The organism is Alloalcanivorax gelatiniphagus (assembly GCF_005938655.1).
Taxonomy (GTDB): domain Bacteria; phylum Pseudomonadota; class Gammaproteobacteria; order Pseudomonadales; family Alcanivoracaceae; genus Alloalcanivorax; species Alloalcanivorax gelatiniphagus.
Genome location: NZ_VCQT01000045.1, coordinates 39,328 through 52,871, shown reverse-complemented (window position 1 = coordinate 52,871; position 13,544 = coordinate 39,328). Strand labels below are relative to the sequence as shown.

The following is a 13,544-nucleotide window of genomic DNA, read 5'->3' as shown; positions in this document are numbered from 1 at the left end:
GAACACCGTCGATGGCCGAAATCGTCGAGGCGCCGTTTCGCGCGCCGCCCTGGTTGCGCTCGCCGCATCTGCAGACCCTGTGGGGGCCGCTGGTGCGGCGCGCCGACCATCTGTCCCGGCGCCGCGAGACGCTGACGCTGGACGACGGCGACCACCTGCTGCTGGACCGGGCCGGCCCGGAACCGCAAGCCGGTGACCTGCGCGTGGTGCTGCTGCACGGCCTGTCCGGTTGCAGCGATTCCCACTATATCCGGGGCACCCAGGCGCGGCTGGCGGCGGCGGGCATCGCCTCGGTGGCGATCAATTCCCGGGGCGCCGCCGCCCCCAACGACACCGCCCTGAGCTACCACGCCGGCGAGACCGACGACCTGGACGCGGTGTTCCGCCACCTGCGCGCCGAGGACCGGCACGGCCCGCTGCTGGCCATCGGCGTGTCCCTGGGCGGCAGCCGTCTGCTCAACTGGCTGGCGCGCCGTGACAGCGGCACCCTGAGCGCGGCGGTGAGTGTCTGCACGCCGCTGAACCTGGCGGTGTGCGCGGATCGCATGGACCGGGGCCTGTCGCGGCTGTACCGGCGCCACCTGATCAAGGCGCTGCTCGACAACCTGCAACGTCAGCACCGCCATCTGCAAAAGGTGGCGCCGGATCAGGCCCGGCGGCTGGCGGCCCTGAACCTGAAAGGCATCCGCTCATTCTGGCAGTTCGATGATCAGGTGATCGCGCCGCTGTACGGCTTCCGCGACGCCGCCCATTACTACGCCGAGTGCTCCGCCGGTTCCCGGCTGGCGGCGATCCGCACACCGACCCTGATGATCCAGGCCGAGGACGATCCGTTCATGACCACGGCGGTGCTGCCCGCCCGGGAGGATCTGGGCCCCGGCGTGACCCTGGAGCTGAGCCCCCAGGGCGGCCATGTGGGGTTCATCACCGGCAGCCCCCGCCATCCGGACTACTGGCTGGAGCGGCGTCTGACCGCGTTCGCCGCCGGGCTCACCGGCGGCCGGGTCACCACCGGCGCTACACCAGCAGCAGGGTGAGCAGGGCGGCGAGCACGCCGCCGCCCAGCATCACGGTGATCGCCAGGGCCCGGTTCCAAAGCACCGCGGTGCGCCAGGCCGGGTAACCGGTGAAGCGTTCCAGCAGCAGCACGTTGGCCGCATAGGGAGTGCTCACCCCGGTCATCGCCCAGCCGCACACCATCGACAGGCCCAGCGCCTGGATCGCCGACGGCGGCCAGATCGGCCCCAGCAGGGCGCCCACCAGGGTGCCGGTGAGAATCGGGTTGAAGCCCGCCATGCCGGCGGCATAGAACACCCAGGGCACCAGCAGCGCCGCCAGCGGGTAGCCCCAGCCGGGCAAGGCCAGGCCGGCGCTGAGGTGGTGTTCCGCCAGGGCGCTGACCAGCGCGCCGAGAAAGGCGGAGGCACCCACGATCACCAGCTCATTGGAAGCCGGCGCCAGCGACGGCGGGGCGGTGCGTTCACCGCGCCACCAGGCCCACGCCAGGCCGGCCACCACCACCGCCAGACAGCTCAACGTGACCGCCCGGGGATAGCTGAGGCCGGCGCCGGCGCTGAGCGTCAGGGTGCCGGCGCAGATCACGCCGATCAGCCCGGTGAAGCGCAGCCAGGGGCCGGCACCCGCGCTGTGGGTCTCCGCTTCGTCGCCGATGGCCGCCGGCTCCGGCTCGCGGAACAGGGCGCCGGCGAGCAGGAACAGCACCGCCACCGGCAACCCCATGCCGATCAATTGCCAGCCTTGCAGGCCGGGCAGGAAGGTCAGCACCACCGCCACCGAGATCGACAGCGGCGAACACAGGGGCGCGGCGGCGAAGCCGCGCAGGGTGGCGCGGGCCGCATTGCGGGTGCGCTCGGAATGGCCCCGGCTGTTGATGCGGTCGGCGACCAGGGCGGCGACCACGCCCACGGCACCGAAGTTGAGCGGGATCGACAGAAAGGCGGTGCCAAAGGTCAGGCTGTAGTAGCGGGTCAGCGGGCGGCCGCCGAACAGGCTTGAGGAAAGCCGCGCCAGATCCCGGGAACGGCTCAGCACCGCCGACAGCAGGATCACCGAAATAATCAGCCCGATCAGCACCGCCATGTTGCGCACGCCCTCGCGCAGGGCCTGGGGTTCCAGCACCGCGGCGGCCAGACCCGCCGCCAGCATCAGCAACAGCAGCATGCGCGCCACCGGCCGCAGATCCCGCCAGCCCAGCAGCATGGCGACGGTCACCGCCAGCGCCGCCACCGGGCCGGCGCCGGGCAGCGGCAACAACACCGCGGCCACCAGCGCCAACCAGGCGAACAGCGAGCGCAGCACCCACGCCGGGCTTTTCCTGTCGGCGCCGCTCACTCCGGGCGTACCCGACCGGCGGCGCCGAACAGGCGGTCCAGCGCGGTCTCGTCGATCCGATACTCACTCTTGATGGTGTCCAGGTGGCGCAGCGCCTCGCCGCGCAGGAACGGGGCCTCAAGGCAGATGATCTGATAGATGCCCTGGCGCAGCAGGCGCCGGTCCAGGGTCTCGTCGCCGGCGATGTCCGGGTTCAGGCCATGGGTAAAGCCGGACCAGGAGGCCGCCAGCACCCAGGTGTTGACCAGCAGCGCCCGCAGCTCCTCGTCGCTGGCCTCGATCAGGCCGCTGTCGCGCAGGCGCCGGTAGATTTCCAGGCCCCGGGCCAGACTGTCTTCCACGAACACCTTGTAGCGCTCACGCAGGGCCGGGTCCTGATGGAGAAAATGGGCCAGATCACGATGCAGAAAACGGCCCTCCCACATGGACTCCAGGATGCCCTCGAAGTAGCGCATCTTGTCTTCCCACTGCAGCGGCCCCGCCGGCACCGTGAGCAGGGTACGCAGATGGGCCTGATAGCGGTCGAACAGGGCCGCCACGATGGCGGTCTTGTTGCGGTAGTGGTAATAGAGGTTGCCCGGGCTGATGCCCAGCTCCCCGGCGATGTGATTGGTGGTGACGTTGCGTTCCCCCTGCCGGTTGAACAGGCGCAGGGCGGTATCCAGGATGCGCGTCTTGGTATCGGTCATAACGGGCCAATTTGGCGGATAAACAGGGCGGAGACAACCGCTTTAACGCATCGCGTATTGACCCCTAGAGTAATTACTCTAAAGATCGGGAGCAGTCTCATCATCGTCCAGGGAGGCGCATTATGGTCGCCGAGATAAAAGAATTCCAAACCGGCCAGGCTCACATCGAACGCATGAAGCGGATTTTCGATGCGCAGAAGAGTGCCTGTCGACAACATCCCTTTCCCTCCGCGGAGCAGCGCGCCGAGCATATCCAGCGCCTCAAGCCCATGTTGCTGGACAACATGGACGCCTGGATCGCGGCGCTCAACGCCGACTTCGGCAACCGCTCCGCCGACGAAACCAAGCTGGCGGAACTGCTCACCAGCGTGGAAGGCATCAAGTACAACGCCAAACACCTGCGTAAATGGATGAAGCCGTCCAAGCGCAAGGTGGGCGCCGCCCAATGGCCCGGCAAGGTGTGGGTGGAATACCAGCCCCTGGGCGTGGTGGGCATCATCGTGCCCTGGAACTACCCGCTCTATCTGGCCATCGGCCCGTTGCTGTCGGCGCTGGCCGCCGGCAACCGGGTGATGATCAAGATGAGCGAGTCCACGCCACGCACCGGCGCCCTGCTGGAGGAGCTGATTGGCCAGACCTTCGACGAGGACCAGGTGGCGGTGATCAACGGCGAGGTGGACGTGGGCGCGGCCTTCTCCACCCTGGCGTTCGACCATCTGCTGTTCACCGGCTCCACCTCGGTGGGCCGGCACATCATGCGCGCCGCCGCCGAGAACCTGACCCCGGTAACCCTGGAACTGGGCGGCAAGAGCCCCTGCATCATCGGCCAGGACTTTCCCATGAAGGACGCCGCCGAGCGCATCGCCTTCGGCAAGTGCCTGAACAGCGGCCAGACCTGCGTGGCGCCGGACTACATTCTCTGCCCGGAACAACGGGTGGACGAATTCGTGGACGCCTGGACCGCGCAGATCAACCAGCTCTATCCGACCCTGCGCGACAACCCGGATTACACCAGCATCATCAACGAGCGCCAGTACCAGCGCCTGCGCGGCTATCTGGACGACGCCCGTGAAAAGGGCGCGCGCATCGTCGAGATCAACCCGGCCAACGAGGACCTCACCGGCAGCCGCAAGATTCCCCATACCCTGGTGCTGGACGTCAACGACGACATGAAGATCGCCAGCGACGAGATCTTCGGCCCGCTGATGCTGGTGGTGCCCTACAAGACCCTCGACGACGCCCTGGACTACGTCAACGACCGGCCCCGGCCGCTGGCGCTGTACTACTTCGACTGGAACAGCGACAACGGCGACCACGTGCTGCGCAACACCCACGCCGGCGGTGTCTGCCTCAACGACACCATCACCCAGGTGGGCGTGGACGACATTCCGTTCGGCGGCATCGGCCCGTCGGGCATGGGCCATTACCACGGGCCGGAGGGTTTCCTGACCTTCTCCAAGGCCAAGGGCGTCTACAAGAAGGGCAAGATGAACGCCACCAAGCACATCCTGCCGCCCTATGGCCGGGGCATGCACAAGCTAGTCTATAAATTCATGCTCAAGTAAGCGGCCGCCCGCGACCGCGCGACAACAACAAGAACAAGGGTGATGCCATGACACAGGCCTCTCTCTCCGGCGGCGTCAGCCGCCGTGGCTTCCTGAAACTGGGGTTCTGGGGCGGTGCCGCCCTGACCCTGGGCGCCGGCGGCGCCGGGCTGCTCACCGGCTGCAGCGGTGACCCGGGCCCGGCCTCCGGCTTCGAATACCTGCGCCAGAAAGACCTGGAGCTGCTGCGGCCGCTGATGGCGCCGCTGCTGGCCGGCGGCCTGGAAGCGGTGCCCGGCGCCGGCCCGGACCAGGCCCTGGCCGCCTTCGACCGGCTGCTGGCCGGCGGCTCCGACGGCGCCCGTGGCCAACTGTTCCAACTGCTTGATCTGCTGCAACTGGGCGCCGCCCGCTGGTGGCTCACCGGTACCTGGGCGCACTTCGCCGACCAGGACCCGGAACAGCTGCGCGCCACCCTGACCGCCTGGGCCGACAACGACGGCGGCTTCGCCCGCCTCGCCTTCAAGGGCCTTACCCAGCCGCTGATGATGGCCTGGTACGTCACCCCGGAGGCGGGTCGGACCACCGGATACCCGGGCCCGCCGCGCAATCTGGCGGCAAAAACCGCCTGAATCGTCCCTTAGCGGCTGTTTTTACTCCCCTTTTTCGCTGTCAGCGGAGCCCTTGCCATGCAGGACCTGTCCTCACTGAAGATTGATAACATCTCCGACCCCTGGGCCGACGCCGGCGACAAGTGGTCGGTGATCGACGGCGCCACCGAGACCGGCGAGCGCACCCTGGAAGCCGATGTGGTGATCATCGGCACCGGCGCCGGCGGCGGGGTCAGCGCCGAGATCCTGGCCCAGCGGGGCCTCAAGGTGATCCTGATCGAGGCCGGGCGGCTGCGCGGCTCCCGGGACTTCACCCTGAACGAGGGCGACGCCTACCGGCAGCTGTATCAGGAGGGCACCCTGCGCGCCACCAAGGACGGCGCCATCACCATCCTGCAGGGGCGCACCGTGGGCGGCACCACGGTGGTCAACTGGACCTCCAGCTTCCGCACCCCCAAGGAAACCCTGGATCACTGGCGCCAACGGTTCGGCGTCACCGGCACCAGCCGCGCCGATCTGGACCCGTACTTCCAGCGCATGGAGCAGCGGCTCGGCGTGGAACCCTGGGCGATGCCGCCCAACGCCAACAACGATGTGATCAAGCGCGGCTGCGAAAAGCTCGGCTGGGACTGGTCGGTGATTCCCCGCAACGTGCGCGGCTGCTGGAACATCGGCTACTGCGGCATGGGCTGCCCCACCAACGCCAAACAGTCGATGCTGGTCACCACCCTGCCGGCGGCCATGGACGCCGGCGCCACCCTGATCCACAGCGCCCGCGCCGAGCGCCTGATCCACGACGGCCGGCGGGTCACCGCCGTGGAAGTGCGCCCCCTGGATCACCGCAAACAGCCCACCGGCGGCCTGCTCACGGTGCGCGCGCCCACCGTGATCGCCGCCGGCGGCGGCATTCAGACCCCGGCGCTGCTGCTGCGCTCCGAGGCCCCGGACCCGGCGGAGCGGGTCGGCAAGCGCACCTTCCTGCACGTCACCAGTTTCGCCTTCGGCCACTATCAGGACGAAGTGGCGCCGTACTACGGCGCCCCCCAGTCCCTGCACTCCGACCAGTTCACCTTCGCCGACGGGGTGGACGGCGCCATCGGCTACAAGCTGGAAATGATGCCGCTGCACCCGGGCCTCACCGCCGCCCTGCTGGGCGGCTTCGGCGACCTGGCCCGCGAGCAGATCACCGAACTGCCCCGGCTGGCGGGGTCCATCGCCCTGCTGCGTGACGGCTTCCACGAGGACAGCCCCGGCGGCACCGTGAGCCTGCGCGACAACGGCGAGCCCCAGCTCGAATATCCGCTCAGCGACTATGTGCTGGACGGCGCCCGCCGCAGCCTGCTCAGCCAGGTGGAAATGCAGTTCGCCGCCGGCGCCCGGGCGGTGCGGCCCGGCCACATCCGCGCCCCTTACTACGACAACTGGAAACAGGCCCGCGAGGCGATGGCGAACCTGCCCTATGCGCCCCTGGAAGTGGCCCTGGGCAGCGCCCATGTGATGGGCGGCTGCGCCATGGGCGACGAGCAACACGGGCTGGTGGACAGCCAGGGCCGCTACCGGCATCTGGACAACCTGTACGTGTTCGACGGCTCCGTGTTCCCCACCAGCCTGGGGGTGAACCCGCAGCTCTCCATTTATGGCCTGACCGCGCGCAACGCCCAGGCCCTGGCGGACCGCCTGAAACCGGCCTGAGCAGCGGCCGTCCCGGCCCGCACCCACCCGCCGTTCCGGCCCCCCTGCACTCGGGCGGCGCTTGCGTTATGCTTGCGCCCTCCGTTTGGACAAAGCGAGCCGGACATGACCAATCGTGTGATCTACCCGGGTACCTTCGACCCCATCACCAATGGCCACAAGGACCTGATCGAACGCGCCTCGAAGATGTTCGACGAGGTGGTGGTGGCGATCGCCGCCAGCGAGAAAAAGGGCCCCCTGTTCACGGTCAACGAGCGGGTCAAGCTGGTGGAAGACAGCATCGGCCACCTGGACAACGTGGAAGTGGTGGGTTTCTCCCGCCTGCTGGCGCATTTTTGCCGGGAACAGAACGCCAATATCCTGCTGCGCGGCCTGCGCGCGGTCAGTGACTTCGAGTACGAATTCCAGCTCGCCAACATGAACCGGCAACTGGCGCCGGAGCTGGAAACCGTGTTCCTGACCCCGGCGGAGCATCTGTCGTTCATTTCCAGCTCCCTGGTCCGTGAGATCGCCCTGCTGGACGGCGATGTGCGCAACTTCGTGCCGCCCCATGTGGTCGAGGCGCTGGAACTGAAGAAGCAGCAACGGGGCGGCTAACACCGCGACCCACATCGGCTAACCCCATCATGGAGAGATCGGAATGCGCGGGTTGATCCTGCTTGTCCTGCTGTTCACCGCCACCGCCCAGGCCGCCGGCCCGGGCAAGGCGGCCATCGCCAGCGCCCATCCGCTGGCCACCGAGGCCGGCTTCGAGATTCTCGAGCAGGGCGGTAACGCCTTCGACGCGGCGGTGGCGGTGGCCGCCGCCCTGGCGGTGGTGGAGCCCTACTCGGCGGGCATGGGCGGCGGCGGTTTCTGGCTGCTGCACCGGCAGAGCGACGGCTTCCAGACCATGGTGGACGCCCGCGAGACCGCCCCGGCGGCGGCCACCGAGGACATGTACCAGGATGACAACGGCGAGGTGGTGCGCGACCGCGCGATCAACGGCCCCCTGGCCGCCGGCATTCCCGGCCAGGCCGCCGCCTTCGAACACCTGGCCCGGCACTACGGCAAGCTGCCCCTGGCCGTGACCCTGGCGCCGGCGATCCGGCTGGCCCGGGAGGGCTTCCCGGTGGAGCAGCACTATCGCACCCTGGCGGGCTACCGCCATGACGTGCTCAACCGCTACCCGGTGGCCGCCGGCGTGTTCCTGGATGGCGGCCGCATTCCGGCCACCGGCACCCTGATCCAGCAACCGGATCTGGCCCAGGTGCTGGAAGCCATCGCCGAGGACGGCCGTGATGGTTTCTATAAGGGCCCGGTGGCCGACAAGCTGGTTCAGGGTGTCCGCCAGGCCGGCGGCATCTGGACCAAAAAGGACTTGGAAAACTATCAGGTCAAAGAGCGCCAACCCATCGTCGGGCACTTCCGCGGCGGCCGGGTGATCAGCGCGCCGCCGCCCTCCGCCGGCGGCATCGTAATGATGGAAGCCCTGAACATCCTCAGCCAATTCAATGGGGGCGAGATTAGTGAGGACTTACTTCCTCACCTGACCGTGGAAGCCTGGCGGCGCGCCTACCAGGATCGCGGGCGCTATCTGGGCGATCCGGATTTCGTCGACATGCCTGTGGATAACCTGTTGAGCAATTCCTACGCCAAGGAGCGCGCCGCCTCCATCGAGCTGGACCGGGCCACCCCCAGCAGCGAGCTGGGCGAGCCGGTGACCACCGAGGAAGGCTTCCATACCACCCACCTGTCCGTGCTCGACGGGGACGGCAACCGGGTGGCCGCCACCCTCAGCATCAACCTGCCGTTCGGCTCCGGTTTCATGCCGCCGGGCACCGGCGTGATCCTCAACAACGAAATGGACGACTTCTCCTCCAAGCCCGGCAGCCCCAACGCCTATGGCCTGGTGGGCAGCCGCGCCAACGCCATCGCCCCGGGCAAGCGGCCGCTGTCGTCCATGACCCCCACCTTCGTGGAGTTCGATGACCGGGTGGCGATCCTGGGCACCCCCGGTGGCAGCCGCATCATCACCATGGTGATGCTGGGCGTGATGGAGGCCGCCGCCGGCAAGCCGGTGGAGGACTGGGTCACCCGGGTACGCTTCCACCACCAGTTCCTGCCGGACCGGGTGCAGGCGGAACCGGCCTTTATGGACACCCCGGAGGCCAAGGGCCTGCGCCTGCGCGGCCACGACGTGGTATCGGTGGAGCGGACCTACGGCAATATGCAGGCGATTCTCTGGGACCGGGACAAGGACCAGGTGACCGCCGCCGCCGACCCCCGCGCCATCGGCAGCGCCGAAGTCCGCGCCAACGCCGGGGCGCAGCCCGCCAAGCAGGCCGCCGCCGCCCACTGAGCCGACCATCCGTCACCGGCGTCTGGCCCGTTGGAACCTGGGCGCGGCGCCGGTGAGCGGGCAGACTCCGGGTTTGTTTCGTCAACGGGGGAGCCCATGGGCCTTCAGCGCATCGAGATCGACAAGACCTTTCCGTTTCCGGTGGATCGTCTGTTCCACCATCTCAGCCAGCACGAAAACCTGTCCGAGCTGTTCAGTCCGATTCGGGTACGGCGGGTGAAAACCGGCATCGACGACCCCAACGGGGTGGGCTCGGTGCGCCGCATGGCGCTGCCGTTGCCGATGGCGCCGCCGTTCGAGGAGACGGTCACCGACTTCGAACCGGACCAGCGCATCGGCTACCGCATCACCCGGGGCAGCCCGCTGCGTGATCACAAGGGCGAGATGGTGTTTTCCAGCCACGGCGACGGCGGCTCACGGCTGCAATACACCATTGTCTTTCGCGGCAAGCTGCCGCTGGTGGGGCCGCTGGTGAAGACCGCGCTGGAGAGCAGCATCCGGCGGGGGCTGAACAAACTGCGGCTTTGATCTGATCGCGGCTGAAGCCGCTCCTACAATCGTGTCGATAGCGCCTTGGGAGCGGCTTCAGCCGCGATCACTGCTGATCCTTGCCGTCGGCGCTGGCCGCCAGCAGGGATTCCAGTTCCTCCCGGCCCCGGGCGGAGATCTCGATCAGCTTGTCGAGCTGGTCGCGGTGCTGGAACTGCTCGCGCAGCAACCGCTCGTCCACTTCCCGGAAGGTGCGCACCACTTCAATGGAGGTGCTTTCCGGCACGCCCAGCTGCACCAGGGTGGTCTGGGCGGCGCGCAGGCTGGAATCCAGGGTCTCGCGGATCACGTGCTCGACGCCCTCGGCCATCAGCGAATAGGCGTGGTAGCGGTCTCGGGCCCGGGCGATCAGGGTGATGTGCGGGAAGTGCTCACGGATGATCACCGCCGCGCGCAGGGATGCCTGCACGTCGTCGATGGCCAGCACCATCACCCGGGCGTGGTCGAGCCCGGCGGTGCGCAGCAGGTCCAGCCGCGTCACGTCGCCGAAATACACCTCGTTGCCGAACCGGCGCACGGTGTCAATGTGCTCCGGATTGGAATCCAGGGCGGTGAACGGAATCCGCCGGTTGACCAGAATCCGGCCGATGATCTGCCCGAACCGGCCGAAGCCGGCGACGATCACCGGCGGCTGACCGTGGGGCGCCGGTTCATCGTCCACCCCCCGGCTGGTGCGCGCCGGCGCCGGCCACAGCCGCGCCACCAGTTTCAGCAGCAGCGGCGTGGCCGCCATGGACAGGGCCACCACCAGGTTGAGGCGGGCAATCATGCTCTCGTCCAACAGGCCCAGGGCGCCGGCCTGGGTAAACAGCACGAAAGCGAATTCACCGCCCTGGCTGAGCAGCAAGCCGAAGCGCAGCGCGTCCCGCCAGCCCACTTTCATGACCCGGGCGATGACCATCAGCACCAGGGTCTTGACCACCAGCAGCGCCACGCCCATGGCCAGAATGCGCAGCGGCGCGCTGACCAGCAGCCGCAGGTCCATGGTCATGCCGATGGCGATAAAGAACAGCCCCAGCAACAGCCCCTTGAACGGCTGAATGTCGGTGTCCAGTTGCTCCCGGAACGGCGAGTTGGCCAGCAGCATGCCGGCCACGAACGCCCCCAGGCCCATGGACAGATGCAGGGTGTCCATCAACTCGGCGGCGCCCAGCACCAGCAGCAAGGCGGTGGCGGTCATCAACTCCCGGTTGTGCAGCCGGGCCAGCCACGCCAGCCAGGGGTTGAGCAGGTAGCGGCCGGCCAGCCACATCAGCACCAGCGCGCCCAGACCGATCAGCAGTTGCGGCTGCTCGCCGCCACCGTCGCCGCCGGCCAGCACCGGCAGCAACAGCAGCAGGGGAATCACCGCCAGGTCCTGGAACAACAGAATGGAGAAGGCGTTACGGCCCTGGGGCGTGCCCAACTGGCTGGTTTCCACCAGCATCTGCACGGCGAAGGCGGTGGACGACAGCGCCAGGGTGGCGCCGATGGCGATGGCGGCCGGCCCGTTCTGGCCCCACACCATGAAGAAGGCGATCAGCAGGGCGGAACTGAACAGCATCTGGCTGAGGCCCAGCCCCAGCAGCCGTTTGCGCTGGGCCCACAGCTGGTCCGGCGCCAGTTCCAGCCCCACCAGGAACAGCATCAGCACCACGCCCAGCTCGGCGAAGTGCAGTACCGCTTCCGCGTCGGGAATCAGCCCCAGGCCCAGCGGTCCGATCAGGATGCCGGCGGCCAGATAACCAAGAATGCTGCCCAGCCCCAGGCGCTGGAACAGCGGCAGCAGCAGCACCGCCGCCGCCAGCAGAACCAGCGCCTGACTGAAGTAGCCGGTCACCGATATCAGTCCCAGGAAAGCGGCTTTTCGGAAGACCCGGGGGTGTCCGGCTGGCCAGCGGGCTGGGCCAGGGCGCCTTCCTCCGACGCCGGCGGCCGTACCTGATCACCGGCCTGAAGCCCCTGGCTACCGTCGGTAAGGCGTGCCACCGCGTAGTCCGGACGCACCTCCACCACCCGCAGGGTGGCCAGGGCCTCGCTTTGCAGGCGGATCGGCATACCGGTTTGCGGGTCCTTGAGGGTCTCCGCCGGGCGGTAGGCACTCAGGATCTCGTCTTTCTCCAGCCGGCCCTGGCCCTGGCTCAGGTAAACCCGGTCGCCGTCGGCCTTGAGCACGATCACCGGATAGAGGGTATCGGTGGCGACCCCGGCCAGCGCCCGGGCGATGCGCGGGTAGACCTGATCCGCCAGCCGTTCCGGGTGGCGACGGTCATCCAGGTTCTGGCGCCGGGCCAGATCACGCACGCTGCTTTCCGATTGCTGCCAGTCGAACAGGCCCGCCGCCAGAATCTCACCGCCGGCGGCGTCGATCAGCCGGTAGCGCACCCGCACGTAGGGTTCATAGCCCTGGAAGCTGGCGCCATAGAAGGTGCGCGCCTGGTCGCCGATGTCGAAGGCTTCGATCTGACCCACCAGCAGCAGGTCGGCGCCCTTGGCCTTGCCCAGCCGCACCAATTCGGCGGGCTCGGCGCTGCCGTTGCGCACAATCGCCTGCTCCGCCTCGCGGGCGGCCAGGTGGGCCCGGTCCAGCACCCGGAAGCGGCCGGACTGGGCAAAGGCTTCCACCAGGTCGGCCTGCAGCCGCGACCGTACCTCGGCGGCGGGCAGGGTGGTCTGGCCCAGGCTGTAACGGCTGTCCGAGGTGGTGAACGGCGCCACCACGATGGCCGGCAGGTGGGAGCGGTCCGGACCCGGGGCCCGGTGAACCAGAATCTCCGCTTCCACGCTGGCCCGCCACAGGGCGTCGCCTTCCCGGGCCACGTCCAGCACCCGGTAGCTGCTCAGGCTGCCCAGGGTGGGCAGCTGCGGCTCCGCCACCGAGGTGCGGGTGCCGGTCCAGGTGGTCACGTCACCCTGGCGCTGGACCACCCATTGGCTGACCTGGCGCCGGAACGCCGGGTCCACCGCCAGGGTGACCCCGCCGGCCTGGCGCACCGCCGCCACCAGGGCATTCACCACCGCCTGTTCCGGGTCCTGCCCGTAGCCCCGCGCCTTCACCGTTTCGGTGTCGGCGGCGGCTTGCAGGGGGCTGGCCAGGGCCAACGCCAGAAATACGATCAGCGTGCAGAACCGGTACAACGAGAAACGCTTGAACATGGGTACCTCCCTGGCGCCGGCCGGCCTGGATTACAGACCGAACAGACTGCGTTTACGGGTCTTGCGAATTTCCTTCTCGCCGGACCACTCGATGATGCCACTCTGGATATTGAGCAGCTTCAGGGTGAACTTGTAGTACACGTCCTTGGTGCTGTTGTCGCGCTTGACGATGGACGACAGGTTGCCATAGAGCATGAACTCGGCACCGATCTGGCGGCCCATCTGGGCGGCGGTGGACTGGTCCACCATGCCGGAGTCCTGCTGGTATTCCAGCTGCTCACGGACCCGTTCCACCACCGACATGTCCACGAACCGGAACTTGCCGGAGTTGATCAGCTTGCTCTGGATGGTGTCGGTGATCGATTCGGTGTCGATATGCTCACTGGTCTTGTTCTTGACCCGGTCGACGAACATCACCGGCCGACGGTCGCGGGTCATTTCCACGATCGGCGGAAACACCATCATGTCGTCCACCATTTTGGCGGCGATCATCTGCAGGTCGGTGGAGCCGAAATCCGTGGTCACGGTTTCCCGCGCCTGGGCATCGCCGTAATCGACCTTGGAAGCGCAGCCGGTAAACAGCAACGCCAGGGACAGCACCGCCAGGGACAGTACGCGAACCATTCTCTTC

Annotated in this window: 12 protein-coding genes; 7 read left to right on the top strand and 5 right to left on the bottom strand. The window is 68.1% G+C overall.

The annotated features are described in order from the left end of the window. Positions 1-11: 11 nt before the first annotated feature. Positions 12-1,037 (top strand): YheT family hydrolase, encoded by a 1,026-nt coding sequence (locus FGS76_RS15955; protein WP_138773644.1) that lies wholly within the window; start codon positions 12-14, stop codon positions 1,035-1,037. Here the strand turns inward: FGS76_RS15955 and FGS76_RS15950 are convergent. Together FGS76_RS15950 and FGS76_RS15945 are read right to left on the bottom strand one after the other, a co-directional pair. Then, positions 1,018-2,319, bottom strand: coding sequence for a hypothetical protein (locus FGS76_RS15950; protein ID WP_138773643.1), 1,302 nt, complete (start codon positions 2,317-2,319; stop codon positions 1,018-1,020). The two genes, FGS76_RS15955 and FGS76_RS15950, sit on opposite strands and share 20 nt — an antisense overlap. 29 nt (positions 2,320-2,348) lie before the next feature. Next, entirely contained in the window at positions 2,349-3,041 is a 693-nt protein-coding gene (locus FGS76_RS15945) for a TetR/AcrR family transcriptional regulator (RefSeq protein ID WP_138773642.1), read from the bottom strand. A gap of 122 nt (positions 3,042-3,163) precedes the next feature. Here FGS76_RS15945 and FGS76_RS15940 point away from each other — a divergent pair, with 122 nt between their 5' ends. From FGS76_RS15940 to FGS76_RS15915, 6 genes are all read left to right on the top strand, one after another. Next, the gene (locus FGS76_RS15940; protein ID WP_138773641.1) at positions 3,164-4,606 is read left to right on the top strand and encodes a coniferyl aldehyde dehydrogenase; all 1,443 of its coding nucleotides are present in this window, start codon (positions 3,164-3,166) and stop codon (positions 4,604-4,606) included. A 47-nt stretch (positions 4,607-4,653) separates the two neighbouring features. Further along, entirely contained in the window at positions 4,654-5,217 is a 564-nt protein-coding gene (locus FGS76_RS15935; protein ID WP_138773640.1) for a Tat pathway signal protein, read from the top strand. A gap of 57 nt (positions 5,218-5,274) precedes the next feature. Then, complete coding sequence (locus FGS76_RS15930; RefSeq protein WP_138773639.1) at positions 5,275-6,888, top strand: GMC family oxidoreductase; 1,614 nt, start codon at positions 5,275-5,277, stop codon at positions 6,886-6,888. A gap of 105 nt (positions 6,889-6,993) precedes the next feature. Next, positions 6,994-7,485 (top strand): pantetheine-phosphate adenylyltransferase, encoded by a 492-nt coding sequence (gene coaD / locus FGS76_RS15925; RefSeq protein ID WP_138773638.1) that lies wholly within the window; start codon positions 6,994-6,996, stop codon positions 7,483-7,485. A 43-nt stretch (positions 7,486-7,528) separates the two neighbouring features. Next, positions 7,529-9,229: a gamma-glutamyltransferase gene (ggt, locus tag FGS76_RS15920; protein ID WP_138773637.1), complete on the top strand. Its 1,701-nt coding sequence runs from the start codon at positions 7,529-7,531 to the stop codon at positions 9,227-9,229. Between the two features lie 96 nt (positions 9,230-9,325). Beyond that, on the top strand, positions 9,326-9,757 hold the full coding sequence (locus FGS76_RS15915; RefSeq protein ID WP_138773636.1) for an SRPBCC family protein: 432 nt from the start codon (positions 9,326-9,328) through the stop codon (positions 9,755-9,757). A gap of 67 nt (positions 9,758-9,824) precedes the next feature. Here FGS76_RS15915 and FGS76_RS15910 read toward each other — a convergent pair whose 3' ends face one another. The 3 genes from FGS76_RS15910 to lpoB are packed head-to-tail and all read right to left on the bottom strand — an operon-like array spanning position 9,825 to position 13,537. Beyond that, positions 9,825-11,597, bottom strand: a complete 1,773-nt coding sequence (locus FGS76_RS15910) for a monovalent cation:proton antiporter-2 (CPA2) family protein (RefSeq protein WP_138773635.1) — start codon at positions 11,595-11,597, stop codon at positions 9,825-9,827. Positions 11,598-11,602: 5 nt separating this feature from the next. Further along, complete coding sequence (locus tag FGS76_RS15905; protein WP_138773634.1) at positions 11,603-12,913, bottom strand: CsgG/HfaB family protein; 1,311 nt, start codon at positions 12,911-12,913, stop codon at positions 11,603-11,605. A gap of 30 nt (positions 12,914-12,943) precedes the next feature. Beyond that, a complete protein-coding gene (gene lpoB, locus FGS76_RS15900) occupies positions 12,944-13,537 on the bottom strand; it encodes a penicillin-binding protein activator LpoB (RefSeq protein WP_138773633.1) in 594 nt (197 codons plus the stop codon). Positions 13,538-13,544: the final 7 nt, after the last annotated feature.